The 25,245-nt window shown below is 72.7% G+C and carries 23 protein-coding genes; 6 read left to right on the top strand and 17 right to left on the bottom strand.

Annotated elements, in window-relative coordinates:
• Positions 1-13 precede the first annotated feature (13 nt).
• On the bottom strand, positions 14-1,357 hold the full coding sequence (locus ACIGAQ_RS10745) for a glycoside hydrolase family 26 protein (protein WP_399781287.1): 1,344 nt from the start codon (positions 1,355-1,357) through the stop codon (positions 14-16).
• Positions 1,358-1,477: 120 nt separating this feature from the next.
• Between ACIGAQ_RS10745 and ACIGAQ_RS10740 the strand changes: the two genes are divergently transcribed.
• A complete protein-coding gene (locus ACIGAQ_RS10740; RefSeq protein ID WP_399781284.1) occupies positions 1,478-2,692 on the top strand; it encodes an ATP-grasp domain-containing protein in 1,215 nt (404 codons plus the stop codon).
• 40 nt (positions 2,693-2,732) lie between these two features.
• Entirely contained in the window at positions 2,733-2,948 is a 216-nt protein-coding gene (locus ACIGAQ_RS10735) for a hypothetical protein (RefSeq protein ID WP_311686515.1), read from the top strand.
• A gap of 49 nt (positions 2,949-2,997) precedes the next feature.
• Here the strand turns inward: ACIGAQ_RS10735 and ACIGAQ_RS10730 are convergent, their stop codons facing one another.
• The 3 genes from ACIGAQ_RS10730 to ACIGAQ_RS10720 all read right to left on the bottom strand — a co-directional run bounded on the left by ACIGAQ_RS10730 (position 2,998) and on the right by ACIGAQ_RS10720 (position 4,777).
• Positions 2,998-3,807, bottom strand: coding sequence for a chaplin (locus tag ACIGAQ_RS10730; RefSeq protein ID WP_399781280.1), 810 nt, complete (start codon positions 3,805-3,807; stop codon positions 2,998-3,000).
• A 116-nt stretch (positions 3,808-3,923) separates the two neighbouring features.
• Entirely contained in the window at positions 3,924-4,151 is a 228-nt protein-coding gene (locus ACIGAQ_RS10725; RefSeq protein ID WP_362274958.1) for a chaplin, read from the bottom strand.
• A 230-nt stretch (positions 4,152-4,381) separates the two neighbouring features.
• The gene (locus ACIGAQ_RS10720) at positions 4,382-4,777 is read right to left on the bottom strand and encodes a rodlin (protein ID WP_344538212.1); all 396 of its coding nucleotides are present in this window, start codon (positions 4,775-4,777) and stop codon (positions 4,382-4,384) included.
• 244 nt (positions 4,778-5,021) lie between these two features.
• On the opposite strand from ACIGAQ_RS10720, the gene ACIGAQ_RS10715 reads away from it, so the two are divergent.
• On the top strand, positions 5,022-5,417 hold the full coding sequence (locus ACIGAQ_RS10715; RefSeq protein ID WP_094052406.1) for a rodlin: 396 nt from the start codon (positions 5,022-5,024) through the stop codon (positions 5,415-5,417).
• 73 nt (positions 5,418-5,490) lie between these two features.
• On the opposite strand, the gene ACIGAQ_RS10710 is transcribed toward ACIGAQ_RS10715, so the two are convergent.
• The 12 genes from ACIGAQ_RS10710 to ACIGAQ_RS10655 all read right to left on the bottom strand — a co-directional run bounded on the left by ACIGAQ_RS10710 (position 5,491) and on the right by ACIGAQ_RS10655 (position 22,013).
• On the bottom strand, positions 5,491-7,416 hold the full coding sequence (locus ACIGAQ_RS10710; protein ID WP_399781274.1) for an AMP-dependent synthetase/ligase: 1,926 nt from the start codon (positions 7,414-7,416) through the stop codon (positions 5,491-5,493).
• Positions 7,417-7,512: 96 nt separating this feature from the next.
• Positions 7,513-9,018 (bottom strand): von Willebrand factor type A domain-containing protein, encoded by a 1,506-nt coding sequence (locus ACIGAQ_RS10705; protein WP_399781272.1) that lies wholly within the window; start codon positions 9,016-9,018, stop codon positions 7,513-7,515.
• A 148-nt stretch (positions 9,019-9,166) separates the two neighbouring features.
• Positions 9,167-10,033 carry an ABC transporter permease gene (locus ACIGAQ_RS10700; protein ID WP_399781269.1) on the bottom strand — a complete coding sequence of 289 codons (867 nt, stop codon included), beginning with the start codon at positions 10,031-10,033 and terminating at the stop codon, positions 9,167-9,169.
• On the bottom strand, positions 10,030-12,687 hold the full coding sequence (locus tag ACIGAQ_RS10695; protein WP_399781266.1) for a CocE/NonD family hydrolase: 2,658 nt from the start codon (positions 12,685-12,687) through the stop codon (positions 10,030-10,032). The genes ACIGAQ_RS10700 and ACIGAQ_RS10695 overlap by 4 nt, the downstream gene beginning before the upstream one ends.
• 185 nt (positions 12,688-12,872) lie before the next feature.
• A complete protein-coding gene (locus tag ACIGAQ_RS10690; protein ID WP_399781263.1) occupies positions 12,873-14,273 on the bottom strand; it encodes an APC family permease in 1,401 nt (466 codons plus the stop codon).
• A gap of 198 nt (positions 14,274-14,471) precedes the next feature.
• On the bottom strand, positions 14,472-15,974 hold the full coding sequence (gene mmsA, locus ACIGAQ_RS10685) for a CoA-acylating methylmalonate-semialdehyde dehydrogenase (RefSeq protein ID WP_399781260.1): 1,503 nt from the start codon (positions 15,972-15,974) through the stop codon (positions 14,472-14,474).
• Positions 15,975-15,988: 14 nt separating this feature from the next.
• Entirely contained in the window at positions 15,989-17,866 is a 1,878-nt protein-coding gene (gene iolD / locus ACIGAQ_RS10680; RefSeq protein ID WP_362274980.1) for a 3D-(3,5/4)-trihydroxycyclohexane-1,2-dione acylhydrolase (decyclizing), read from the bottom strand.
• Positions 17,863-18,675, bottom strand: coding sequence for a 5-deoxy-glucuronate isomerase (gene iolB / locus ACIGAQ_RS10675; RefSeq protein ID WP_311686495.1), 813 nt, complete (start codon positions 18,673-18,675; stop codon positions 17,863-17,865). The genes iolD and iolB overlap by 4 nt, the downstream gene beginning before the upstream one ends.
• Before the next feature lie 10 nt (positions 18,676-18,685).
• Positions 18,686-19,576, bottom strand: coding sequence for a deoxyribose-phosphate aldolase (locus tag ACIGAQ_RS10670; RefSeq protein WP_399781255.1), 891 nt, complete (start codon positions 19,574-19,576; stop codon positions 18,686-18,688).
• On the bottom strand, positions 19,573-20,523 hold the full coding sequence (gene iolC / locus ACIGAQ_RS10665; RefSeq protein WP_399781252.1) for a 5-dehydro-2-deoxygluconokinase: 951 nt from the start codon (positions 20,521-20,523) through the stop codon (positions 19,573-19,575). The genes ACIGAQ_RS10670 and iolC overlap by 4 nt, the downstream gene beginning before the upstream one ends.
• Before the next feature lie 141 nt (positions 20,524-20,664).
• Positions 20,665-21,054 (bottom strand): cupin, encoded by a 390-nt coding sequence (locus ACIGAQ_RS10660; RefSeq protein WP_311686492.1) that lies wholly within the window; start codon positions 21,052-21,054, stop codon positions 20,665-20,667.
• Between the two features lie 62 nt (positions 21,055-21,116).
• Positions 21,117-22,013 (bottom strand): alpha/beta hydrolase, encoded by an 897-nt coding sequence (locus ACIGAQ_RS10655; protein WP_399781249.1) that lies wholly within the window; start codon positions 22,011-22,013, stop codon positions 21,117-21,119.
• Positions 22,014-22,107: 94 nt separating this feature from the next.
• Between ACIGAQ_RS10655 and ACIGAQ_RS10650 the strand changes: the two genes are divergently transcribed.
• The gene (locus ACIGAQ_RS10650; protein ID WP_399781246.1) at positions 22,108-23,142 is read left to right on the top strand and encodes a helix-turn-helix domain-containing protein; all 1,035 of its coding nucleotides are present in this window, start codon (positions 22,108-22,110) and stop codon (positions 23,140-23,142) included.
• A gap of 266 nt (positions 23,143-23,408) precedes the next feature.
• The gene (locus tag ACIGAQ_RS10645; protein WP_094052395.1) at positions 23,409-23,609 is read left to right on the top strand and encodes an AlpA family transcriptional regulator; all 201 of its coding nucleotides are present in this window, start codon (positions 23,409-23,411) and stop codon (positions 23,607-23,609) included.
• Between the two features lie 51 nt (positions 23,610-23,660).
• Here ACIGAQ_RS10645 and ACIGAQ_RS10640 read toward each other — a convergent pair whose 3' ends face one another.
• A complete protein-coding gene (locus tag ACIGAQ_RS10640; protein ID WP_399781242.1) occupies positions 23,661-24,704 on the bottom strand; it encodes a zinc-dependent alcohol dehydrogenase family protein in 1,044 nt (347 codons plus the stop codon).
• Positions 24,705-24,937: 233 nt separating this feature from the next.
• Here ACIGAQ_RS10640 and ACIGAQ_RS10635 point away from each other — a divergent pair, with 233 nt between their 5' ends.
• Positions 24,938-25,177, top strand: a complete 240-nt coding sequence (locus tag ACIGAQ_RS10635) for a heavy-metal-associated domain-containing protein (protein ID WP_311686488.1) — start codon at positions 24,938-24,940, stop codon at positions 25,175-25,177.
• The last annotated feature ends 68 nt before the right edge of the window (positions 25,178-25,245 follow it).

Below are 25,245 nucleotides of genomic sequence, written 5' to 3'. Positions count from 1 at the left end.
TCCCGGCGCCGGGCTAGCGCGTACGCGACCACCAGTCCAGGCGCAGGCAGAGCTTGCCGCCCATCCAGTACTCGACCCAGTCGCCGAGGTTCAGCGGCGAGCAGTTCGCCGGACGCTCCGGCTCGGGCGCGCTCGGCCGCGGGGTGGGGGTGGGTGCCGATGGGCTGGCCGGGGCGGTCGGGGCCGGGGTGGTCGGGGCGGGGGTGCTGTCCTCGTCGCGGCCGAAGAGGAAGGACCGGTAGACCTCGGAGGCCCGTGGGTTGTCGTCGCACTGCCACACGCCGTGCGGGCAGTAGTCCGTCAGGGTCTGGTACAGCGGCTTGTGCTCGTCCATCCAGGCGAGCATGCGCTTCATGTAGTCGGCGTTGTCGCCGTTGCGGAAGAGCCCCCATTCGGGAAAGGAAATGGCCTTGCCGTGGGCTTTCGCGAATTCCACGTGCTGCTGGAGCCCGTAGGGTTCCTTCACCTGTTCGTCGAACGACATGCCGCGCGGCTGGTCGTAGGCGTCCATGCCGATGATGTCGACGGTGTCGTCGCCCGGGTAGCACTGCGTCCAGGGCACGGCGTCCCGGCCGCGGCTCGGGGTGAAGTCGAACCGGAACTTCTGGCCCGGCACCGCGCGCATGGTGGTGACGATCCGGTTCCAGTACTGCTTCCACGCCTCCGGGTCCGGTCCGCAGCGGTGGGTGTAGGTGATGCCGTTCATCTCCCAGCCGAGCACCAGGACGGTGTCCGGCACGCCCAGTTCGACCAGTCGCTCGGCGAGCCTGCGGAAGTGGTGGTCGTAGCGCCCCGCGGCACCCTCGTGGAGCAGCCGCCTGACCTCGTGGTCGGGCACGCCCTCCTCGTTGCGCTCCAGCATGGGCACGTTGAGCACGAGGAGCCGGTCGGCCTGTTCGCGGCGCCAGTTCGCCCACACGTCGAGGAAGCCGGGGCGGCCCTCGATGTTGCTCCAGCGGTCGCCGGGCAGGTAGGTGTGCCCGACGCGCAGCTTCGCCCCGCCGAGCCAGGCACTGAGCTGCGCCATGCGGGCCACGCCACGCGGGCCGTAGTCGAGGTAGGCGCCGAAGGCGGGGGCGGGCCGGGCGGGTGCGGTGGGTGTGGCGCCGGGTGTGGTGTTCGGCGCCCTGCCGGGTTCCGTGGCGCCCGGCGTGGGCGACCCGGCCGGGACGGCGGGAGCCGCCGGTGCCGCGGGCGTGGCCGCCGGGGTGGCCGCGGGTGCCGGTGGTTCGGCGGGGTGTGCCGCCCCCGTCCCCGCGACGACCGTGTGGCCGGACGCCAGTGCCGCCGTCGCTGCGACCGCCGCCGCGACGAATGCCAGCCTCCGGGACCGTGCGCGTCGCTGCCGTGTGGCCATGGCCGCCCCTTTCGTTCATCTCCGCTTACTGACACTCAGTCATATGAAACGGATTCACGCCACGCCGCTGAGGCTTTCGAGTGGCCCCCTCGCCCGCACCGGTGACCCAGTTCGAAGGAAATGCCCGTGTCGCTGCTCGACATTCGCGTCCCCGCGGTTCTGCTGCGGATGGACCGGAACCCCTTTCACCACGGAACGCTGGGCGCCGTGCGCTCACTCGGCCGGGCGGGCGTGGACGTGCACGTGGTCGCCGACTGCGCGGGAAGTCCCGTACGCCGTTCCTGTTTCGTGCGCGGGCTGCACGCGCCGCCACCGCCCGGCGCGTCCCCGGCCGAGATCGCGAGCGTGCTGCGCCGCGTCGCCGCGCGCGTCGCGCGTCCCGCGGTGCTGATCGCGATGGACGACGCGGGCGCCGTCGCGGTGGGCCGCATGCGTGAGGAGCTGGCGCCGGCGTATCTGCTGCCCGAGATGCCCGGGGCGCTCCCCGAACGCGTCGCGGACAAGGTGGAGCTGGCCGAGGTGTGCGCCGCGCTGGACATCGCGCACCCCCAAACGCTCGTGCCGGACAGTGCGGACCGGGCGGCCTCGGCCGTGGCGCGGCTGGGACTGCCGGTGGTGGCGAAGTGGAGCAGGCCCTGGCTGGTGCCGGCGGGCAGCGGGCTGCGCAGCACCGTGCTGGTGCGCTCCGCCCGGCAGGCGCGGGAACTGTTCGCCCGTGCCTCGGAGGCGGGCAGCCGGCTGCTGCTCCAGGCGTTCCTGCCACCGGGCCCGGACCGCGACTGGTTCTTCCACGGCTACGCCGGCCGCTCCGGGCTGGTGCGGGCGGGCGGTACGGGTCGCAAGCAGCGCGCGCGGCCGCGCGGGGCGGGGCTGACGTCGGTCGGCCGCTGGACGGCCAACCCGGAGGTGGGGGTGCTCGCCGAGCGGATCACCGCGGAGCTGGGCTACCGCGGCATCCTCGACCTGGACTTCCGCCGCTGCGGGACGACGGGCCGCTACCACCTGCTCGACTTCAACCCGCGTCCCGGAGCGCAGTTCCGCCTCTTCACCGACACGGCGGGGGTGGACGTGGTGCGGGCGCTGCACCTGGACCTGACGCACCGGCCGCTGCCCGAGGGCGAACCGCGGCCGGGGCGGGCGTTCGTGGTGGAGAACTACGCGCCGCTGAGCGCGCTGCGGCCCGCGCCGGCCGGGCGGGAGCTGGCCTGGCACGCCCCGGACGACCGGGCGCCCGGCCGGGCGATGTGGCACCTGTGGGGCCGGCACGCGGCCGGCCGGGTGCTGGACCGCCTGCGTCCGGAGCCAACAGGGTGGTTCACCCGCATGGCGCGATAGAAGTGCGTGCTTTTCATACGGGAATGCCTAATTTGTTCCTATGACTCACATGAAGCGCACCGCCACGGTGCTTTCCAGCCTCGCTCTGAGTGTCGCGCTCCTCGGCGGCACCGCGACGGCCTCGGAGGCGGACATCCTCCCCGAGGTCACCCACTCGAACTCGAAGGACCGGGAGGAGTGCAAGGAGCACGACAGCCTGGGCCTGTTCCTGCTGGGCATCCCGCTGCTCGGGTTCTTCTACCCGGGCGACTGCTGACCGCACCGCCTTCACGGGTGCCGGGCGCTTGCGTCCGGCACCCGTTGCGTCAGCGGTGGGACGCGGCCCGGCCCCGCCGGTAGAGCACGACGCCGCCGGTGATCAGCGCGGCGCTGCCGGCCGCGGCACCGAGCAGGGCCTCGGCACCGGTCTCGGGGAGACTGGGCGGCTGCTCCTGACCACCGGGGGGTGTGTGGTGGCCTCCGGGGGGTGTGCCGGGAGGCGTCTGCGGCGGTGTCGACCGGTGGCCGCCCGGCGGGGGTGTGTGCGGGGGCTGGGTCGGTGGGGTGTGCGGGGGTTTCGTCGGGGGCGTGTGCGGGGGCTCGGTGGGCGGGGTGTCGCCGTATCCGTAACCGCCGTCGTCGTCACGCCCGTACCCGTCGTCGTCACGCCCGTGACCGCCGCCGTCGTCGTGTCCGTACCCGCCGTCGCCGCGGGGCGTGTCGCCGCCGCCGTGCGACCGGTCCTCGCCGTCGCCGGGGGGCAGGTCGCCCTCGTCGCCGGGCCAGTCCTCGGCGTCGTCGCCGTCGTCGCCGGGCCAGTCGTCGCCGTCGTCGAACGCCGAGCCGCCCGAGGAGTGATGGCGGCCGCCGTCACCGTGACCGCCGTGGCCGTCCGAGTCGTTCGCGCAGGAGTTGCCGAACGCCGGGTTGAGCGCGGCGACCACGTCGACGGTGTTGCCGCAGGCGTTGACCGGCACGTCGACCGGGGCCTGGATGTTGTTGCCCGACGCGGCGCCCGGCGAGCCCTTGGCGGCTCCCTCGGCGGTCGAGTCGGCGAGGGCGGCGCCGCCGCACAGGGACAGGATGCCCGTCGCGGCCGCGGCCGCGACCATTCCCCTGCTCAGGGTCTGTCGCAATCTCGTTGCCTCCTGCTCGTGGAGTGCTCGTAGAAGTGGGAAAAGCCGGCCCCGGAACGAACGTGTTCTCCCGGGGCCGGCCAGGTCGCAGCCGGTGCTGCTGGTGCGTTACCGCGTCAGTCGTTCTCGCACTCGTTGCCGAACGCCGGGTTCAGCGCGGCGATGATGTCCACGGTGTTGCCGCACACGTTGATCGGGATGTGCACGGGAATCTGGAGGACGTTGCCCGACAGCACACCGGGGGAACCGACCGCGGCACCCTGGGCGCCGGCGTCCGCGACGGCCGGGGTGGCCATCCCCAGGGCCATGATCGCGCCCGCGACGACAGCAGCGCTCTTCTTCATGAACTTTCCCTTCTCTGCAGTCATGCCCCTTTGTCGGCCGAAGCCGAGCGAGCACAGCCGGAACGGCTCGCACCATGACCTGCAGCCTGCAAACGAGGAATTGACATCCGAAGAAACTAAGGGACGTACGGCACAGGGGAATTCACTCGAATGCCCCTGCTGAAAACCCGGGTACGGCCGGGCGGCCCGCCGTGGATCCGGCGGGCCGCCCGGGCTGCGTACGGAACGGGTCAGTCGCCGTTCGCCGAGAGGACCGACAGGTCCTCCAGGATGTGGTTGAGCGCGCCGTCGCGCTTGCTGTTCGTGGAGTTGTCGGCGCACTGCTGCTGGACGTGGTCCGACAGGATCGGGATGTCCTGAACCACCACGCCGATGAGAAGTGCGACGCCGACGTCGAGGTCCTGAACGGCGACACAGGGCTTGTTGAGCGTACCGTCGACCAGCGAGAGCTGGGGGCTCATGTCGCCCTTGGTCGCCGAGTTGCCGAACGACGACGAGGCGCCGTTGCCGTTCGCGACAGACGGTCCGGAGTCGTCCCCGACGGCAAGAGCCTGGGGAGCTGCCGCCACCGACATACCGATGACAGAGGCGGCGGCCGCCGCGGCGACCATTGCCTTCTTGAGCACTTCGCGTTCCTTTCCTCGTAGCGACGCATGTCCTACGGCCTCATCAACCCGGCTCCGGATGATTGGTTGCGGGTGTTCACCCGGTTGGCCCGCAGTGCTCCAAATCCCTGATAATCACCGGGGAAGAAGAACACACAAACTGTCCTCGCATGGGCTGACAGAGTGATGAGGAGAAACCATGCTCCGCCCGTGCAGTTGACCAGAACGCTCCGGAGGACGGGGTTTCCTCAGAAAGGACTGGTCAGTGATCAAGAAGGTTATTGCCACCGCGGCGATCGCCGCTTCCGTCATGGGAGCCTCCGCTGCCGCGGCCCCGCAGGCGCTCGCCGTCGGCGACGACAGCGGACCGTCCGCCGTGAACGGCAACGGGGCGATGCAGAGCTTCGGCAACTCGTCCACGTACGGCAACATGAGCCCGCAGATGGCCCTGATCCAGGGCTCGTTCAACAAGCCGTGCATCGCCGTGAACGACCTGCCGATCGGTGTCGGCGCGCTCATCGGTATCCCGATCCAGGACATCCCGATCCTGTCGGACCACCAGCAGCAGCAGTGTGCGGAGAACTCCACCAACGCCAAGCGCGACGGTGCGCTGGCGCACCTGCTGGAGGACGTGTCGATCCTGTCGGCGAACGGCGACTGACGCGACGCGCACCGCGGGGGCGGGCCGCCGGGCGACTGCTCGGCGGCCCGCCCCCTTTGCCGTGCCGGTGATGTCAGGCCCGGCCCGCGTACAGGGCCTCGATCTGCTCCGCGTACGCGGCTGTCGCCGCCTGCCGCTTGACCTTCAGGGACGGGGTGAGCAGTCCGTTCTCCTCGGTGAAGTCGCCTTCGACCAGGGCGAAGGCGCGGATCGACTCGGCGCGTGAGACGGCCTCGTTGGCGTGGTCGACGGCCTTCTGGACGTCGGCGCGCAGGTGTTCGTCGTGGACGAGCTCGGACAGCGGGGTGTCGGCGGGCCGTTTGCGGACCGCGAGCCAGTGGGCGAGGGCGTCGGGGTCGAGGGTGATCAGGGCGGCGACGTAGGGGCGGTTGTCGCCGACGACGAGGCACTGCCCGACGGGCGGGCGGCTGCGCAGGCGGTCCTCCAGGACGGCCGGGGAGACGTTCTTGCCGCCGGTGGTGACGAGGATGTCCTTCTTGCGGCCGGTGATGGTGAGGTAGCCGTCCTCGTCGAGGGAGCCGAGGTCGCCGGTGGCGAACCAGCCGTCGTCCAGGGCCTCGCCGGTCGCGGCCGGGTTGTTCCAGTAGGCGGTGAAGACGATGCCACCCTTGATGAGGACCTCGCCGTCGTCGGCGATGCGCACGGCGGTGCCGGGGACCGGCAGGCCGACCGTGCCGGGGCGAGGGGCCAGGGGCGGGACGATGGTGGCGGCTGCGGTCGTCTCGGTGAGGCCGTAGCCCTCGTAGATCAGGATGCCGGCCGCGTAGAAGAAGAGGTTGAGTTCGCGGTCCAGGGGGCTGCCGCCGCTGATGGCGTAGCGCAGACGGCCGCCGAGTTCCTTGCGGATGCGGCGGTAGACCAGCAGGTCGTACAGGGCGTGGGCGGCGCGCAGGCCCGGGCCGGGGCCCTTGCCGCGGCCCAGGAACTTGTTCATGTGGGCCTGGCCGAAGCGGACGGCGATGCGGTGGGCGCGGTCGAAGGAGGAGCCGCGGCCGAGCTTCTCGGCGGTGGCGCGGCCGGTGTCGTGGATCTTCTCGAAGAGGTACGGGACGCCGACCAGGAAGGTGGGGCGGAACGCCCGCAGGGCCGGGCGGAGTTCGTCCGGCTTGATGCTCGGGCAGTGGCCCACCTCGATGCGGCCCATCAGGCAGGCGATCTGCAGGGTGCGGCCCAGGATGTGCGCGAGCGGCAGGAAGAGGAGCGTCGAGGCGGTCTCGCCGGTGACCTCCTTGAACATGGGGTGCAGCAGTTCGACGGTGTTGGCGGCCTCGGCGTGCAGGTTGGCGTGGGTCAGGACGCAGCCCTTGGGGCGGCCGGTGGTGCCGGAGGTGTAGCAGAGGGTCGCGGTCGTGCCGGGGGTCAGCGCGGTGCGGCGCTTGGTGACCTCCTCGTCGGCCACGTCCCGGCCGAGGGCGGTGAGTTCGTCGAGCGCGCCGCCGTCGAGGTGCCGGACGCGCGGGGGGTGCGGGTGGCCTGCCGTGCCGGCCAGGACCGTGTCGGCGTTCCCGGCCGTCTCCGTGATGACCTGGCGGGCGCCCGAGTCGCGGACGATCCACTCCACCTGGTCGGCCGAGGAGGTGGCGTAGATCGGGACGGTCTGGCCGCCGGCGGACCAGATCGCGAAGTCCAGGACCGTCCACTCGTAGCGGGTGCGGGACATCACCGCGACGCGGCCGCCCGGTTCGAGGCCGGCCGCGATCAGGCCCTTGGCCACGGCCGTGACCTCGTCGGCGAAGGCCGCCGCCGTGACGGGCTGCCAGCTGCCCTGTCGTTCGCGGCGCAGGACCACGGCCTCGGGGGCCTCGGCCGCGTTGGTGTACGGGATGTCGGCGATGCTGCCGGCCGCCGGGCGCTGCGCGAGGGGCGCCACCCGGGCCTCGCGGACGACACCCCGTTCGTCCTTGACGGTCTCGGCCCGTGTGCGGCGCGCCAGGTCGGTGCGCTGCTTCGCCCGTTTCAGATCCTTGCGTACGCCCATGACGGCTCCCGGTCGCGGATGAGGCTGACGTGCTGCCGTACTTACTTACTCAGGAGTCAACTTACTCGTGCGTAAGGATAGGTCAACGGCCGGGGGTCAGGTCAGGCGGCGTGCGGTGTCGATCGCCTCGGCGAGCCGGCGGAGGTCCTCGTCCTGCGTGCGGTCCGCCAGGTCGTCGGCGTGCCCGGCGAGTTCGCCGAGGTGCGGGGCGCCCGGTACGGGGGGCCCGTGGTGGCTCAGGGCGTCGGCGAAGTAGGCGGCCGTGGCGGTCGTCCGCAGGCCCCGGCCCGCGCTCCAGACGGAGTCGTCGAGGGCGTCGGCCTCCAGGTCGCCGGTCTCCTCGTGCGGGGCCCGGGTGGCGGGATCGAGCCAGCGGACGGTGGCGGTGGCGAGGTGGCCCTCGGCGCCGGGCGCGGTGCGTACGGCGTACAGGGCCGTGACGGTGTGGCCGGGGCCGACCTCGCCGCCGTCGACGCGGTCGTCGCGGAAGTCCTCGTCGGCGACCCGGCGGTTGTCGTAGCCGATGAGCCGGAAGTCCTGGACCGTCTCCGGGTCGAAGGCGACCTGGGCCCTGGCGTCGCGCGCGGTGAGGTCGACGTGGCGCGGGAGTTGCTCGCAGAAGACCTCGCGGGCCTCGTCCTCGTCGGACACGTAGACGGTGTGGCCGTCGCCCCGGTCGGCGAGGCGTTCCATGAGGGCGTCGCCGTAGTCGCTGCCGACGCCGACGCCGAAGAGGGTGATGCCGTGCTCGCGGCGTTCGCCGGCGATCTTCTCCAGGATCGTGCCGGCGTCGGTGTCGCCGGTGTTGGCGAGGGCGTCGGAGACCAGCACGACCCGGTTGGTGGCGCCCTCGCGCAGGCCCTCGACGGCCGTCTCGTAGCCGGTCTCGACACCGGCGCCGAGGTTGGTGGAGTCCTGGACCTCCAGGTCGTCGATGGTGTCCTGGATCTCGTCGCGGTCGCCGTCCAGACGCGTCATGGGCAGCACGGTCTCGGCCTCGTCGCTGAAGGTGACCAGCGCGACCGAGTCGTCGTCGCGCAGCCGGTCCGTCATCACCGACAGGGACTCCTTCGCGAGGTCCAGGCGGCCCGGCTCGGCCATGGAGCCGGAGACGTCGAGGACGAAGGTGAGGGCGGCGGGCGGGCGTTCGCCGGATCCCCCGGTGGTGCGGGTGGCGAGTCCGACGCGGACCAGGGACCAGTCCTCGTCGTCCGTGCGGGCGCCGTCGACGGTGACCGTGAAACCGTCGCCGTCGGGGCGTGGGTAGTCCTGGCGGAAGCTGTTGACGAACTCCTCGGGGCGGACCGTCGACGGGTCGGGCAGCCGGCCCTCGGCGAGGGTGCGGCGGGCGTAGTCGTAGGAGGCGGTGTCGACGTCGAGGGCGAACGTGGAGAGGTGGTCGGGGTCTTCGCGGGCGTCGTCCCGCTCGCTCGTGCCGTCCTCGTCGCCGTGGGCGGGTGCCGGTTCGCCCGCGCCGTACGCGGGGCGGTCGGCCGCCTTGCCGGCGTCGCCGGTGTCTTCGCCCGCGGTGCACGCGGTGAGCAGCAGCCCGCTCGCCGCCGTGAGGGCGAGCAGCAGTCGTCGTGTCCGGAAACGGTTCATCGTCCGTACCCCCTGCGTCCGTTGACGTCGGCTTCTTGCGACTGTGACGGGGCAGGGGGCCCGAACGTGCGGCACGGGGCGTTGCGGAAGCGTCTCGAAGCGGCCACGGAGGTGGCCCGCCGAGACCGGTGGGTGATCCTCCGGTGACCTAGGAGACGACGTCCTTGCGCGCGAAACCCCGGAAGGCCAGGGCGAACAGCACCAGCGCGTACGTTACGGAGACGGACGCGCCCTGGATCATGTCCGACCACTCCGGCTGCGGCCGGACGGCGTCGAGCCAGGCGTACTGCCAGTGCGCGGGAAGGAAGTCGCGCCAGTCGCCGAGGGCCGTCACCTCGTCCAGGACGCTGCCGATGATGGTGAGGAACACCGCGCCGCCGACCGCGCCGAGCGGGGCGTCCGTACGGGTCGACAGCCAGAACGCGAGGGCCGCGGTGACCAGTTGGGACACCATGATGTACGCGACGACGATCAGGATGCGCTGGGCCGCCGTGCCGGTGGACAGGCTGCCGCCGGTGGGCAGTTCCAGCGGGCCCCAGCCGTAGGCGGCCGTGCCGACGGCGAGGGCGACGACCGGGAGCAGGACCATCGCCGCGAAGCTCAGGGTGAGTCCGACGGCGAGCTTGGACCACAGCAGCCGGGCCCGGGGCACGGGGGCCGCGAGCAGGTAGCGCAGGGACGACCAGCTGGCCTCCGAGGCCACCGTGTCACCGCAGAACAGGGCGACGGGGATGACGAGCAGGAAGCCGGCGGCGGAGAAGAGGTTGACCGCGGCGAAGTTCGCCCCGGACGCGGTCGCCGTGTCCATGAGGTTGACGCGGTTGTTGTTGCCGCCCGGGTCGCCGCCGACCTGGAAGGCGATGAGCAGGATGACCGGCAGGGCGAACAGCACGCCGCCCATGACCATCGTGCGGCGGCGCTTCAGCTGGCGGACCAGCTCGACGCGGAAGGGCAGGGTGCGGCCCGCGCGGTAGCCGTCGGCGACCTCGGCGGGCGGCTCGGCGAGCGTGCTCATGCTTCGGCTCCGATCAGGGTGAGGAAGGCGTCCTCCAGGCGGCGGTGCGGGCCGGCCGACGTGACGGGCACGTCCAGCCGTACCAGGTCGGCGACCAGGCGCTGCGGGGTGCCGTCGGCGTCGAGCCGGATCAGCAGGCCCTCGTCGGCGCGCACGGCCGAGGCGACGCCGGGCAGGGCGGCGACCTTCTCCAGGACGGGCTCGTCCACGGGCGTGGCCGTGCCCACCAGGAGCGTGTCGCCCGAGCCGACGATCTCCGCGACGGGGCCCGCCTGGACGAGCTGCCCGTGGTCCATGACGACCAGGTGGGTGCAGGTCTGCTCCACCTCGGCGAGGAGGTGGCTGGAGACGATGACCGTGCGGCCGGCGGCGGCGTAGCGGATCATCACCTCGCGCATCTCGCGGATCTGGGGCGGGTCCAGGCCGTTGGTGGGTTCGTCGAGGATGAGCAGGTCCGGCAGGCCGAGCATGGCCTGGGCGATGGCCAGACGCTGGCGCATGCCCTGGGAGTAGGTGCGCACGGCGCGGGCGAGGGCGTCGCCCAGGCCCGCGATCTCCAGGGCCTCCTCCAGGTGCGCGTCCTCGGCGGGGCGGCCGGTGGCGCGCCAGTACAGCTCCAGGTTCTCCCGGCCGGACAGGTGCGGCAGGAAGCCCGCGCCCTCGACGAAGGCCCCGACCCGGGAGAGCACGGGGGCGCCCGGCGCGATGGCGTGGCCGAAGACGCGGATCTCGCCGCCGTCGGGCTTGATGAGGCCCATCAGCATGCGCAGGGTGGTGGTCTTGCCGGCGCCGTTCGGCCCGAGCAGGCCGAGCACCTGGCCCTTCTCCACGCGGAAGGAGAGGTCCTTGACCGCGTACCGGTCCGACGCCTTGGCGTAGCGCTTGGTGAGGTCGGTGATCTGGAGGGGGACCTCGGCGAGGGCCGGGTCCGGCGGGGCGGGGGCGGCGGTGCGGCGGCGGCCGGTGACGATCAGGGCCAGGGCGATCGCGGCGCCGGTCAGGGGCAGCCACCACACCCACGCGGGGAGTGCACCCTGGCTGTCGCGCTGCCCGAGGGCGGAGGGCACCTTCAGATCGCCCTTGAGGGAGACGGTGTAGGTCGCCGGGGCGGTCGGGGAGGCGTACCCGAGGTCGGTGGAGGCGAGGACCAGGCGCAGGCGGTGGCCGTCGTCGATCTCGTGGTCGATCGCCGGGAGGGTGATGCGCACGTCCTTGCCCGCCTTGGCGCCCTCGACGCGGACGGGGGTGACGAGCTGGGAGGGCAGCACCTGCTGGGCGCCGCCGCCGGGTCCGACGTCGTAGAGCTTGGCGAAGAGCACGGCGTCGTCGCTGGTGGACTTCACGTGGACGGTCGCGGTGGGCGAGCCGGTGATCTGGAGGTCCTCGCGCTGCGGGGCCGACTCGAACGCGGCGAACTGGCCGGGGAAGTCCAGCGAGACGCCGATGCCGAGGCCGGACAGCTGGCTCAGGCCGCCCGCGCCGCCGAGGCCGGGCAGGGCGGAGACACCGGGCGGGCTGGCACCGGGCGGGTTGGCGAAGCTCTGCTCGCGGCCGGTCAGGGCCAGGGAGGTCCGCTTGCTCTCCAGGCCCGGGTAGCGGTCGGAGGTGACGCCGGCCAGGCGGGGTTCGCCGTCGCCGGAGCCGGTGCCGAGGGTGCGGGTGACGCGGAAGGCGGGGCCGGTGTCGACGCCCTTGTCGTCCTTCAGGTAGCGGTCGAACCAGGTCTGCACGCGGTCCTGGACGCGGCCGGTCTCCAGGTCGCCGCCGTCGTGGCCGCCGGCGATCCAGTCGACGTCGACGGGGGCGCCGTTGGCGCGAATGGTCTTCGCCGCCTGGTCGGCCTGGCCGAGCGGGAAGAGCGAGTCGGACTGGCCCTGCAGCAGCAGCGTCGGCACCTCGATGTTCCTGCCGACCGCGGACGGGGAGCGCTGCTCCAGCAGGTCGCGGGCCTCGGCGTCGGGTGTGCCCGACTCGGCGACGCGCTCGTACATCCGGCACAGCGCGGGCTCGAACTTCTCGCAGCCGCCGCCGGAGTTGACGAAGATGCCCGCCCACAGCTTCTTGAACACGCCGTTCGGGAAGAGGGCGTCGGCGAGGTTCCAGTACGTGATCGCGGGGGCGATGGCGTCGACGCGCCGGTCGTGGCCGGCCGTGAGCAGGGCGATGGCGCCGCCGTAGGAGCCTCCGGCCATGCCGACGCGGGGGTCGCCCTTCTTGTCGAGCTCGACCCGGGGCTGCGTGGCGAGCCAGTCGATCAGCTTCGAGACGTCGGCGACCTCGCCCTCGGGGTCGTTCAGGCCTATCTTCCCGGTCGACCTGCCGAAGCCGCGCGCGGACCAGGTCAGGACCGCGTAGCCGTCCCGGGCCAGGTCCTCGGCCTGCTGCCGGACGTCCTTCTTGCTGCCGCCGAAGCCGTGCCCGAGCAGGACGGCGGGGCGGCGGCCCTCTCCACCGGAGGTGAAGAAGGAGGTGTCGATGCGGACGCCGTCCCGGGTGTCCAGGAGCCGGTCCGTGCGGTGCACCGGGGGCGCCTCGTCGCCGGCGACGGCCGTCCATGTCCCCGCGCCCGCGAGCACGACGACGGCGGCCCCGGCGGCGAGGAGCCTCCGGGGCCTCCGAAGCAGCCCGTTGAGTCCGGGCAGTCGAAGATCCATGCGTCAACGGTACGGGGTGAACCTGTCGATGAGTTGTCGACCGGAGACCGAAGTGCGGGGCCTTCCAGGGGTGTACACGGGGTTTCCGGCGTACTGCGGGTGGTGTACGGCTTCGAGGCTCGGCGGGGGGCTGTGCGTTGCCGGGCGCGGGTGCTCGGTGGCTGTTCGCGCAGTTCCCCGCGCCCCTAAGAGGCCTGTTCGTCCTCCGGTACCGAGACCAGCCACCGCGTCTGCTTGCGCGGGCGCAGGTACAGCGCCCAGTACAAGGTCGCCGCCGCGGTGATGCCGCCCGTCCAGAGCAGGTACGTCGTCTCCTGCTGGGTCAGGATGTAGACCAGCACCACCATCAGCAGGAGCGGGGCTGCCGGCCACAGGGGCATGCGCCAGGCCGGGGTGTGCTGGTGGCTGCCGCGGCGGGAGAGCAGGGCCGCGGCCGCCACCAGCAGGTACATGCCGGTCACCGAGACGCCCGTGACGCCGTACAGGGTGTCCAGGTTCACGAAGCACAGGGCCGCGCCGGGGACGCCGACGGCGAGGGTGGAGACCCAGGGGGAGCCGAAGCGGCCGAGGCGGGAGAAGAGGGAGTTGACCGGGGCGGGCCAGGCCTTGTCGCGGGCCGAGGCGAACAGCACGCGGGAGTTCTGGATGACCATGACGATCCCGGCGTTGATGATCGCCAGGGCCACGCAGAGGCTGACGAACGTGCCCACGGCCGAGTTGGACCAGGCGGTGACCATGGTGGAGATGTCCCCGCCGGTGAGGGCGGCCAGGTCGGGGGCGCCCAGGGTGATGGCCGCGACCGGGACCAGGAGGATCACGGCGGAGATGGCGAGGGTGGCCAGGACGGTGCGGGCCACCGAGCGCCGGGGGTTCTCCAGTTCCTCGGAGAGGTAGACCGCCGTGGAGAAGCCCTGTGTGACGAAGAGGGCGATCGCGAGGCCGGAGACCACCAGCAGGGCCGTCACCGTGTCGGGGCCGCCGTCCGGGCCCGCCACCTGCATCGAGACCAGGCTGCCGGCGCCGCGCTCGGCGTGCGTGAAGCCCAGGACCGCCACGACCGCCGCGGCGATGACCTCCAGGACCAGGAAGACGCCGGTGATCCAGGCGTTGGCCCGCAGGTCCAGCAGACCGGCGAGCGTGGCGAGGAGCATCACCGAGGCGCCCGTCCAGGACGGGTCGAGGTGGACCAGCGGGGCGAGGTAGTCGGCCGTGCCCATCGCGATGACCGGCGGGACGATCATCACGACCAGCAGGGAGAGTACGAAGACCAGCCAGCCGGCGAGGCGTCCGGCGAGCGTCGAGACCATGGCGTACTCGCCACCGGCGCTGGGGACGAGGGTGCCCAGCTCCGAGTAGCAGAACGCCACGGCGACACAGAGCAGGGAGCCGATGGCGATCGTCAGGGCGGTGGCGGTGCCGAGCGATCCGAACAGGTCCGGGACGACCACGAACAGCGTGGAGGCCGGGGTCACGCAGGAGAGGGTCAGGAGGGTGCCGCCGACGACTCCGATGGAGCGCTTCAGCTTCTTGGGGCCGCCCGACGCCTGCGCGACGGCGGCCTCGACAGGGGTGAGGGTGTCGGTCACGTGAGGGATGCAACATCGACGGAAACCATCACGTCAATGGCTGTTCACCTACGAAATCCGCAGCGCATGGGCGCACATTCGCGCGTTAACGTTGCATCAAGGCTTCTGCGCCACGGGCCTGGCGGGTGCGGGAACCGCAGGGCGGCCGCGCAAAAAAATGGGGCCGTCCGCGATGCGGACGGCCCCGGGAGCCGGGTGTCAGTGATTGCGCGGGAAGCCCAGGTCCACGCCCGCCGGGGCGTCGGCCGGGTCCGGCCAGCGGGTGGTGACGACCTTGCCGCGGGTGTAGAAGTGCGTGCCGTCGTTGCCGTAGATGTGGTGGTCGCCGAAGAGCGAGTCCTTCCAGCCGCCGAAGGAGTGGTAGCCCACGGGGACCGGGATCGGCACGTTCACGCCGACCATGCCGGCCTCCACCTCCAGCTGGAAGCGGCGGGCCGCGCCGCCGTCCCGCGTGAAGATCGCGGTGCCGTTGCCGAACGGCGAGGCGTTGATCAGGTCCAGGGCCTCCTCGTACGTCTCCGCGCGCAGCACGCACAGGACCGGGCCGAAGATCTCGTCCTGGTAGGCCTTCGCGGACGTGGGCACCTTGTCCAGCAGCGAGATGCCGATCCAGTGGCCGTCCTCGAAGCCGTCGACGGTGTAGCCGGTGCCGTCCAGGACGACCTCGCAGCCCTCGGCGGCCGCGCCCTCGACGTAGGACGCCACCTTGTCGCGGTGGACCTTGGTGATCAGCGGGCCCATCTCCGACGCCGGGTCGTCGCCCGGGCCGATCTTGATCTTCTCGGCGCGCTCGCGGATCTTCTCCACGAGTTCGTCGCCGACGGCGCCGACCGCGACGACCGCGGAGATGGCCATGCAGCGCTCGCCGGCGGAGCCGTAGGCGGCCGAGACGGCGGCGTCGGCGGCGGCGTCCAGGTCGGCGTCCGGCAGGACCAGCATGTGGTTCTTGGCGCCGCCGAGCGCCTGGACGCGCTTGCCGTTGGCGGAGGCGGTGGTGTGGATGTAGCGGGCGATCGGGGTCGAGCCGACGAAGGAGACGGCCTTGACGTCCGGGTGCTCCAGGAGGCGGTCGACGGCCACCTTGTCACCGTGGACGACGTTGAAGACACCCTCCGGGAGACCTGCTTCCGCGAGCAGTTCGGCGAGGCGGATCGAGGCCGACGGGTCCTTCTCCGACGGCTTCAGCACGAACGTGTTGCCGCAGGCGATGGCGAGGGGGAACATCCACATCGGCACCATCGCCGGGAAGTTGAACGGCGTGATGCCGGCGACCACGCCGAGCGGCTGGCGGATCGAGGAGACGTCGACGCGGCTCGCCACCTGCGTGGACAGCTCGCCCTTCAGCTGCACGCTGATGCCGCAGGCCAGGTCGACGATCTCCAGGCCGCGGGCGACCTCGCCGAGGGCGTCGGAGTGGACCTTGCCGTGCTCGGCGGTGATCAGCTCCGCGATCTCGTCGCGGTGGGCGTCCAGCAGCGCCCGGAACCTGAAGAGGATGGAGGTCCGCTGCGCCAGGGAGGACTGGCCCCAGGTGGCGAAGGCCTCCTTGGCGGCCGCGACCGCCGCGTCCACCTCGTCGACCGAGGCGAACGCGACCTTCGTGGTGACCTCGCCGGTCGCCGGGTTGGTGACCGGCCCGTGCGTGCCCGAGGCGCCTTCGACGGTCTTGCCGCCGATCCAGTGGTTGACGATCTTCGTCATGGCCGGGAACTCCTTCACAGATGGCGGCGTCGGGTGGAGACGTGCCGTTCGTACAGCTCACGTGCCTTGACCGCGGACGGCCGTGTCGCGGTCTCGGCCACGGGTACATCCCACCAGGCCTGCGCGGGAGGCGCGCCCGACACTGTGTCTGCCGTTTGGGTCTCCACGTAGACACATGTGGGAGTGTCGGCGGCCCGGGCCTCGGCGAGGGCCTCGCGCAGGTCCCGCACGGTCTTCGCGCGCAGCACCCGCATGCCGAGGCTGGCGGCGTTGGCGGCGAGGTCCACGGGCAGCGGAGGGCCGGTGTAGGAGCCGTCCTGCGAGGGGTAGCGGTACGCCGTGCCGAAACGCTCGCCGCCGACCGACTCGGACAGGCCGCCGATGGAGGCGTAGCCGTGGTTCTGGATGATCAGGACCTTGATCGCGACGCCCTCCTGCACGGCCGTGACGATCTCCGTGGGCATCATCAGGTACGTGCCGTCGCCGACCAGCGCCCACACGGGCCGGTCCGGGGCGGCCAGCTTCACGCCGATCGCGGCCGGGATCTCGTAGCCCATGCAGGAGTAGCCGTACTCCAGGTGGTACTGGTCGCGGGACCGGGTCCGCCAGAGCTTGTGCAGGTCGCCGGGGAGGGAGCCGGCCGCGTTGATCAGGATGTCCGACGCGTCGACGAGGGCGTCCAGGGCGCCGAGGACCTGCGGCTGGGTGGGGCGGGTGTCCGGCTCGTCCACCTCGTAGCAGGCGTCGACGCGCTGCTCCCAGCGTTCCTTGTCCTCGGTGTACTCGGTGGCGTAGGTGCCGGCGACCCGGTACGCGTGCAGGCGCAGGGCCTCGGTGAGCTCCTGCAGGCCGCTGCGGGCGTCCGCGACCAGGGGCTGCCCGGCGAGCTTGTGGCCGTCGAAGGGGGCGATGTTGAGGTTCAGGAACCGTACGTCCGGGTGGGCGAAGAGGGTGCCGGAGGCGGTGGTGAAGTCGGTGTAGCGGGTGCCGACGCCGATCACCAGGTCGGCGGTGCGGGCCAGTTCGTCCGCCGTGGCCGTGCCGGTGTGGCCGATGCCGCCCACGTCCTGCGGGTGGTCGTGGCGCAGGGAGCCCTTGCCGGCCTGGGTGGAGGCGACCGGGATGCCCGTGGCCTCGGCGAACTCGGCGAGCGCCTCCTCGGCGCGGCTGTGGTGGACGCCGCCGCCCGCGACGACCAGCGGCCGCTTCGCCGCGCGGATCGTGTGCACCGCGTCCATCAGCTCCGTCGGGTCGGCGCCGGGCCGCCGGACGGTCCAGGTGCGCTCGGCGAAGAACTCCTCGGGCCAGTCGTACGCCTCGGCCTGCACGTCCTGCGGCAGGGCGAGGGTGACGGCGCCGGTCTCGACGGGGTCGGTGAGCACCCGCATGGCGTTCAGCGCCGAGGGGATCAGCGCCTCGGGGCGGGTGATCCGGTCGAAGTACCTCGACACCGGGCGCAGGCAGTCGTTGACCGACACGTCACCGGCGTACGGCACTTCGAGCTGCTGCAGGACCGGGTCGGCGGGGCGGGCGGCGAAGACGTCGCCGGGCAGGAGGAGCACCGGCAGGTGGTTGATGGTCGCGAGGGCGGCGCCGGTGACCAGGTTGGTGGCGCCCGGGCCGATGGACGTCGTGACGGCGTGCGTGGACAGGCGGTCGGACTGGCGGGCGTAGCCGACCGCCGCGTGCACCATGGCCTGTTCGTTGCGGCCCTGGTGGAACGGCATCCGCTCGGCGTGCTCCAGCAGCGCCTGGCCGAGACCGGCGACGTTGCCGTGGCCGAAGATGCCCCAGGTGGCGCCGATGAGCCGCTGCCGGACGCCGTCGCGCTCGGTGTACTGGGCGGCCAGGAAACGGACCAGCGCTTGTGCGACGGTCAGCCGGGTGGTCATCGGTACCCCTCCGTGTGGTCCGGGTGGAAGCAGATCCGCCACTCCCGTGTCCGCCCCGGGCCGGCCATCACGTTCAGGTAGTACATGTCGTGGCCGGGCTGGGCGATCGACGGGCCGTGCCAGCCGTCGGGGACGAGGACGGCGTCGCCGGAGCGGACCTCGGTGAGGACGTCGGATCCGCCCTCACGCGAGGGGAATACGCGCTGATACCCGAACCCGTTCGGGCCGTCGATCTCGAAGTAGTAGATCTCCTCCAGCTCCGACTCCTCGCCGGGCCGGTGCTCGTCGTGCTTGTGCGGCGGGTAGGAGGACCAGTTGCCGCCGGGCGTGATCACCTCGACCGCGATGAGCCTGTCGCAGTCGAAGGCGTCCGCGGAGGCGAAGTTGCGGACGCGGCGCGTGCAGGTGCCGCTGCCGCGTTCCTCGACGGGGACCTCCGGCGCGGGGCCGTAGCGGGCGGGGAGTTGTCGCTCGCACTTCGCTCCTGCCAAAGCAAAGCGGCCTCCCGCGCCGGAGGCGATCTGGACCCGGGCGTCCCGGGGCGCGTACGCGAAGTCGGTGACCGACGCGAACACGTCCCGGCGGCCCGAGAGGTGGAACTCTTCGTCCTCCACGCGCACCGTGCAACCGCCCTGCAGAGGCAGGACGATCCACTCGCTGTCGCCGGTGGTGAAGGTGTGCGTGCCGCCCGGACCGAGCTCCACGATCCGCAGGCTGCTGTGCGTCCAGCCGGCCCGCTTGGGGTCGATGTCCAGGACGTAGTTCACGCCGGTGGTGGTGCCCTTGGGGACGTACAGCTCACTGGTCATGAAGAGGCCCTCACAGCAGTCCTACGGCGGTGTCCACGGCGGCGGCCACGTCGCCGTCCGCCGGATACAGCAGCGAGCGGCCCACCACCAGCCCGCACACGGTGGGCAGTTGCAGCGCGCCGCGCCACTTCTCGTACGCCCCAGCCTGCTCCTCGGCGGAGCCCCCGACCTCGCCGCCGAGCAGCACGGCGGGCAGTGTGGAGGTCGCCATGACCTCGGCCATGTCGTCGGGGTTGTCGGTGACCGGCACCTTCAGCCAGGTGTAGGCGGAGCTGCCGCCCAGGCCCGAGGCGATGGCGATCGACCGGGTGACGGCCTCGGCGGACAGGTCGTTGCGCAGCCGGCCCGTGCCGTCGCGGCGGCTGATGAACGGCTCGACGAAGACGGGCAGCCGGCGGGCCGCCATGGCGTCCACGGCCCGGGCGGTGGACTCCAGGGTGGTCAGCGAGCCCGGGTCGTCGTAGTCGATGCGCAGCAGCAGCTTGCCCGCGTCGAAGCCGAGGCGCTCGATGTCCTCGGGGCGGTGGCCGGTGAAGCGGTCGTCGAGTTCGAAGCGGGCGCCCTGGAGACCGCCGCGGTTCATGGAGCCCATGACGACCTTGCCGTCGAGGGCGCCGAGCAGCAGCAGGTCGTCGAGGATGTCGGCGGTGGCGAGGACGCCGTCCACGCCGGGGCGGGACAGCGCCAGGCAGAGGCGTTCGAGGAGGTCGGCGCGGTTGGCCATGGCGAGGCTGCGGCCGCCGGCGCCGAGGGCGCCGCGGGCCGGGTGGTCGGCGGCGACGATCATCAGCCGGCCGGTGTCGTTCAGCAGCGGCCGGCGGGTGCGGCGGGCGGCGGCCTCGGCGACCGCCTCCGGGTGGCGGCTGCGCAGGCGGACGAGTTCGGAGACGTCGACGCTCACCGCACGGCCCCCGCGCCGACGGCCGCCTCGATCTCGTCCGGGGTGGGCATCGCGGAGGAGCACTCCAGGCGGGAGGCGACGATGGCGCCCGCGGCGTTGGCGTGCCGCATGGTCTTCTCCAGGTCCCAGCCGGCCAGCAGGCCGTGGACGAGGGAACCGCCGAAGGCGTCGCCGGCGCCGAGGCCGTTGAGCACGTTCACCGGCAGGGGCGGGACCTCGGCGCTCTCCCCGGCGCTGTTCACCGCCAGGACGCCCTTGGGTCCCTGCTTGACCACGGCCAGCTCGACACCGGCGTCCAGCAGGGCGCGGGCGGCGGCGTGCGGTTCGCGCACGCCGGTGGCGACCTCCACCTCGTCGAGGTTGCCGACCGCGACGGTGGTGTGGCGCAGGGCCTCCTCGTAGAAGGGGCGGGCCTGTGCCGGGTCCGTCCAGAACATCGGGCGCCAGTCGAGGTCGAAGACCGTCGTGCCGGACCCGGCGCGGTGGGCGAGGGCCGCGAGGGTCGCCGTGCGGCTGGGTTCCTCGCTCAGGCCGGTGCCGGTGATCCAGAAGACGCGGGCCTCGCGGATGGCGTCGAGGTCCAGCTCGTGGGCGTCGATCTCCAGGTCGGGTGCCTTGGGCTGCCGGTAGAAGTACAGCGGGAAGTCGTCCGGCGGGAAGATCTCGCAGAAGGTGACCGGGGTGGGCAGGCCGGGCACGGGGGTGACCCAGCGGTCGTCCACGCCGAAGCCCTTCAGGGCCTCGTGCAGGTAGGCGCCGAAGGGGTCGTCGCCGGTCCGGGTGATCACCGCGGTCCGCCGTCCCAGGCGGGCCGCGGCGACCGCGACATTGCTCGCCGAACCGCCGAGGAACTTGCCGAAGGAGGTGACCTGCGGCAGCGGGACGCCCGTCTGCAGCGGATACAGATCCACTCCGATCCGCCCCATGGTGATCAGGTCGTACGCCATCGGTGTCCCCTCGGTGTTCGGCTCTCCCCGGCTTTGTAGCCCCCTTCCCGAAGCCCTGTCAATGTTTTGTCCGGACATTCGGACCAGATCATGACAGCGCTTTCGGCGTCACCTGGTCCTTCTCCTGTGCAGTCTTCGGCCCTAGGCCTCGGTCCGCCTCTCCAGGCGGCTGCCGCGCGGCAGGGTGACGGACATGATGTCGCTGGGCGCGTCCAGCGCGATGCGGTGCCAGCGGCCGCGCGGCACGACGACGGCGGCCCCCGGCGCCAGACCGGTCTCCTGCTCCTTCTCGCCCGGCCGCTCGGGGCGCAGGCACAGGCGGATGCCGCCGGTGAGGCAGGCGACGACCTCGTCGGCCTCGGTGTGGATCTCCCAGTGGTCGCCGTGGACGTCCTCGTCGGTCTCCACGTGGAACGTCATCACCTGCCAGGAGTCCTGCTCGGGGTCGAACGCGGGTTCCTCGACGCGCACCTCGCCGTCGTCGCCGAGGCGGACGAACGAGGTGAAGAGGCCGAACGGGGCGAGGGTCATGGTCGTGACGTCCTTTCCGGCTGTCCGGGGTGCGGGGTGAGGAGTGCGGGGTGCCTGCCGGTTCATCCGGCCAGGGCGCGGCGCAGGGCCGCGGCGAGCTCGGCCGTCTGCCGCTGCGAAACGTCGGCGGAGAGGATCGCCTGGGAGCCGTGGAAGGTGCCGGGCCACTGGTGCAGCTCGACCGGCACGCCGGACCGGAGCAGGCGCAGGGCGTAGGCGATGTCCTCGTCGCGGTTCGGGCACAGTTCCGCCGTGGCCACGTAGGCGGGCGGCAGGCCGGTCAGCTCGGCGGCCCGGGCCGGGGCCGCGTAGGGAGTGGCGGGGGCTCCCCCCAGGTAGTGCCGCCACGACGCGGCGACCTTGTCGCGGTTCATCCAGGGCGTGTGGGTGAAGTTCCGCTGCGACCACGTCTCCTGCCGGTCGTCGAGTCCGGGCTGGTTGAGCAGTTGGAAGCGGATCTGCGGCCCCTGCCGGTCGCGCGCCCGCAGCGCCAGGGCCGCCGCCAGGCCGCCCCCGGCGCTGTGCCCGCCGACGGCGATGCGCTCCGGGTCGGTGCCGAGATCGGCCGCGTGCTCGGCGGCCCAGGTCAGCGCGGTGTACGCGTCGTCGAGCGCGGCCGGGAACGGGTGCTCGGGGGCCAGGCGGTAGCCCACCGAGATCACCACCGCGCCGGAGGCGGCGGCGAGCCGGGCGGCCCAGGGGTGTTCGGTGTCCAGGTCGCCCATGACGAATCCGCCGCCGTGCAGCCAGACGACGGCGCCGCGCGCCCGGTGCGGGCGGTAGACGCGGACCGGCACGTCGGGGTCACCGGCGACGGTGTGGTCCTCGACCTCCATCCCGGAGGTGTCCGGGGCCGGCACCGCGGCGGCCAGTTCGGCGAAGTTCTTGCGCTCGGTGACCGGGTCGGTCAGATCGGCGCGGGGGAACAGCGGGACGAATGCCTCGAGTTCAGGGTCCATGCGGTCATCCTCACCGCCCGCCGATCCCGGAGCATCCGCCAACCGTCGGGCATACGCGCCCCGTTGGGCACCGAACGGCGCATATCCTCACGCCATGGAGGCACTGGCCGTACGACTGTCGCAGCTGGACGCGCAGGTCGAGGGCGCGATCCGCGTCGTGATGTTCTACGACACCCTGATGCGCCGCCGGGTCGACCTCCCGGCCCTGGCCCGGGCGTCGGCGGGCCTGGCCGAGTGCGTGGCCGGGATCCGGCTGCACGGCACGGGGCGGTCGATCCGCTTCTCCCCCGGCGGCGGGCAGGCCCCCGCCCCGTCCGCGCCCGCGTCCAGCACGGTCGCGATCACCCTCGACGACGAGGAGATCGGGACGGTCTGGCTGGAACGGCCCGGCCCGCCCCTCCCGCTCGACGAGGTGCTGCTGGACCGGCTCGCCATCGCCGCCGCCGCGGTCGTCGAACGGTACGGCCCGGCCCGCACCACCATGGCCGACCCCGCCCTCGTCGAACTCGTCGTCAGCCGCGGCACCGAGGAGGCGGCCCGCGCCCGTGCGCTGCGGCTGCTGGGCTTCGCCCCCGAGCTGCCGATCCGCGTCGTCGCCGTGCGGTCGCAGGTGCCGCTCGACCGGGTCGGGGGCCTGCTCTGCCCGGCCCGGCCGGTGAAGGCGGCACCGCTCGGCGGCGTGGGTGTCGTCCTGGCCGCTTCGGTGGACCGGGCCGCGCTTCCGGACGGCGTGCGCGCGGGCATCGGCACCGCCGAGAGCCCCGAGGTGTCCTGGCGGCAGGCCCGCACCGCGTTGCGCTTCACCACCGCGCGCCGGCCGGTGATCTCCCACGCCGACCTGGGGGCGCTGGCGCTGCTCGCCGACATCCCCCCGGACACCGTGCGCGCCAACGCCGACGTGAGCGCGCTCGCCCGGCTCGCCGACGCCCCCGAGGACCTGCGCACGCTGGAGGCCTACTGCGCCACCGGCTCCCTGCGGCGGGCCGCCGACCAGCTCCATCTGCACCACAGCAGCGTGGCGCGGCGGCTGGAGCTGATCGGCAGGGAGCTGGGCTTCGAGCTCACCGAGCCCGCCGGTCTGCTGCGCGCCGGACTCGCCCTGACGGCCTGGCGGCTGCTGGAGAGCTGAACACCGGGCCGGGTCCGGGCCTCACGTCAAGGTGCCCCGCCGCCGCGCCGGCGTACGCCTTTGCCCCGGCTGTGTCACAAACACCCTCTTCCTGTCACACATGTCGCGCGTACGCGGGTCTTCCGTCACACCCGCGCACAGCCCCTGCCCTGTGTCAGGGAGGTGTCGTTGACCGGACACAGGCTTGTTGATCACCAGCGCAGCGCCCGGCTCCCCCGGACGGCCGTTCCGGCCGCCGCCGTGGTGCGCGCGGGGAGGTACACGTCATGACCGACCGAAGGCTCTGGTCCTACAAGGAGATCGCGGCACACATCCGGGTGCAGCCCGACACCGTGCGGTCCTACCGCAAACACGGTCTGCTGCCCCCGCCCGACCACGTCGAGAGCGGCAAACCGTACTGGTACGCCGACACCGTCCGGGCCTGGGTCGCCTCCCGCCCCGGCAACCGCAACCGAAGAGCGGACTGAGCCACCCCGCCCCTGATTTCGTGCCCCACCGCCGCGTGGGGCACGGCCGTCTCACCGCCAGGGCTCGACGACCGTCACCCCCGCACCGGCCGCCGTCCCCATGGCCGCCAGGGCGGCGGGGGCCTCGTCGAGCCGGATCGTCGACGTCACCAGCAGGTCCGGGCGCAGGACGCCGCCGCGGACCAGTTCCAGCATCGGCGGGTAACCGTGCGCGGGCATGCCGTGGCTGCCGAGCAGTTCGAGCTCCAGGGCGATCGCCCGGGCCATCGGCACCGGTGTCGTGCCGTCCGGCGAGGGCAGCAGTCCCACCTGGACGTGGCGGCCGCGGCGGCGCAGGCCGTTCACCGAGGCGGCGCAGGTGGCCGGTGCGCCGAGGGCGTCGAGCGAGAGGTGCGCGCCACCACCGGTGAGGTCGCGGACCGCCGCGGCGCTGTCCGGCACGGCGGCCGCATCGACGCAGTGCGCCGCACCGAACTTCCGCGCCAGTTCCAGGGCCCGGGCGGAGACGTCCACCGCCACGACCCGGGCGCCCGCAGCGGCCGCGATCATCACCGCCGACAGCCCCACCCCGCCGCAGCCGTGCACCGCGACCCACTCCCCCGCGGCGACCCTGCCCTGCCGCACCACCGCCCGGTACGCCGTGGCGAACCGGCAGCCGAGCGAGGCCGCCGTGGCGAAGGACATCTCCTCGGGCAGCGCCACGAGGTTCACGTCGGCGTGGTCCAGCGCCACGTACTGGGCGAAGGAGCCCCAGTGCGTGAAGCCGGGCTGGGTCTGGCGCTCGCACACCTGGTGATCGCCCGCCGCGCAGGACGGGCAGCTGCCACAGGCGCAGACGAACGGCACGGTGACCCGGTCGCCGGGCCGCCACCGGCCCACCCGGGCGCCCACGGCCTCGACGACACCGGCCAGTTCGTGCCCGGGCACATGCGGGAGGGTGATGTCCGGGTCGTGGCCCTGCCAGCCGTGCCAGTCGCTGCGGCACAGCCCGGTGGCCTCGACCCGGACGACCACCCCGTGCTCCGCGGGCTCCGGGTCGGCGACCTCCCGGACCTCGGCCTCCTCCCCGTACCGCTCGAACACCACGGCCCGCATGTCCCACCCGCCTTCCGTTCGTGTCGTGTCCCGGGGACGGGGCGTCCGCCTCCTCCCGGGAGTCCGACGCTAACCGGCCCGGACGATCCGGCCCACGGCCCGGTCCTCGGATGAGCGCGGGATCCTCGACACCGGCCTGGAGCCGAACCGATACCCCCTAGGGGTACAGTGGGACGAGGTGGGGAGCCCCCAGGGCCCCCACGGCCCCACACGCCTCGACGAGGAGTAACGACATGACCGCCCAGACCGACACCACGGGCCCCGTCACCACCGTCTACAAGGTGAGCGGCATGAGCTGCGGACACTGCGAGGGCGCCGTCTCCGGCGAGCTCTCCCAGCTGTCCGGCGTCAGTTCGGTGACGGCCGTCGCCTCCACCGGCGAGGTCACCGTCGTCTCCGCGGCCCCGCTCGACGAGGAGGCCGTCCGCGCCGCCGTCGACGAGGCCGGTTTCGAACTGGCCGGCCGGGCCTGACGGAAGGCACCCCGGCCTGACCGCAGGGGCCGGGCGGACCCGGTTCCGCCCGGTCACCACGGGCCGGT

The organism is Streptomyces sp. NPDC085932, from assembly GCF_044540525.1.
Lineage (GTDB): Bacteria > Actinomycetota > Actinomycetes > Streptomycetales > Streptomycetaceae > Streptomyces > Streptomyces levis.
The sequence above is the reverse complement of the archived record's forward strand: the minus strand, read 5'-3'. Positions and strand labels throughout refer to the sequence as shown.

Bases quoted from the DNA above. Each gene is read 5' to 3' on its own strand.
- ACIGAQ_RS10640 (WP_399781242.1), bottom strand. From the start codon at position 24,704: ATGCGGGCCGTGGTGTTCGAGCGGTACGGGGAGGAGGCCGAGGTCCGG.
- iolB (WP_311686495.1), bottom strand. From the start codon at position 18,675: ATGACCAGTGAGCTGTACGTCCCCAAGGGCACCACCACCGGCGTGAAC.
- ACIGAQ_RS10635 (WP_311686488.1), top strand. From the start codon at position 24,938: ATGACCGCCCAGACCGACACCACGGGCCCCGTCACCACCGTCTACAAG.
- ACIGAQ_RS10710 (WP_399781274.1), bottom strand. From the start codon at position 7,416: ATGGGCGTACGCAAGGATCTGAAACGGGCGAAGCAGCGCACCGACCTG.
- ACIGAQ_RS10660 (WP_311686492.1), bottom strand. From the start codon at position 21,054: ATGACCCTCGCCCCGTTCGGCCTCTTCACCTCGTTCGTCCGCCTCGGC.
- iolC (WP_399781252.1), bottom strand. From the start codon at position 20,523: ATGGCGTACGACCTGATCACCATGGGGCGGATCGGAGTGGATCTGTAT.
- ACIGAQ_RS10740 (WP_399781284.1), top strand. From the start codon at position 1,478: ATGCCCGTGTCGCTGCTCGACATTCGCGTCCCCGCGGTTCTGCTGCGG.
- mmsA (WP_399781260.1), bottom strand. From the start codon at position 15,974: ATGACGAAGATCGTCAACCACTGGATCGGCGGCAAGACCGTCGAAGGC.
- iolD (WP_362274980.1), bottom strand. From the start codon at position 17,866: ATGACCACCCGGCTGACCGTCGCACAAGCGCTGGTCCGTTTCCTGGCC.
- ACIGAQ_RS10725 (WP_362274958.1), bottom strand. From the start codon at position 4,151: ATGAAGAAGAGCGCTGCTGTCGTCGCGGGCGCGATCATGGCCCTGGGG.
- ACIGAQ_RS10705 (WP_399781272.1), bottom strand. From the start codon at position 9,018: ATGAACCGTTTCCGGACACGACGACTGCTGCTCGCCCTCACGGCGGCG.
- ACIGAQ_RS10655 (WP_399781249.1), bottom strand. From the start codon at position 22,013: ATGGACCCTGAACTCGAGGCATTCGTCCCGCTGTTCCCCCGCGCCGAT.
- ACIGAQ_RS10745 (WP_399781287.1), bottom strand. From the start codon at position 1,357: ATGGCCACACGGCAGCGACGCGCACGGTCCCGGAGGCTGGCATTCGTC.
- ACIGAQ_RS10645 (WP_094052395.1), top strand. From the start codon at position 23,409: ATGACCGACCGAAGGCTCTGGTCCTACAAGGAGATCGCGGCACACATC.
- ACIGAQ_RS10735 (WP_311686515.1), top strand. From the start codon at position 2,733: ATGACTCACATGAAGCGCACCGCCACGGTGCTTTCCAGCCTCGCTCTG.
- ACIGAQ_RS10700 (WP_399781269.1), bottom strand. From the start codon at position 10,033: ATGAGCACGCTCGCCGAGCCGCCCGCCGAGGTCGCCGACGGCTACCGC.
- ACIGAQ_RS10695 (WP_399781266.1), bottom strand. From the start codon at position 12,687: ATGGATCTTCGACTGCCCGGACTCAACGGGCTGCTTCGGAGGCCCCGG.
- ACIGAQ_RS10650 (WP_399781246.1), top strand. From the start codon at position 22,108: ATGGAGGCACTGGCCGTACGACTGTCGCAGCTGGACGCGCAGGTCGAG.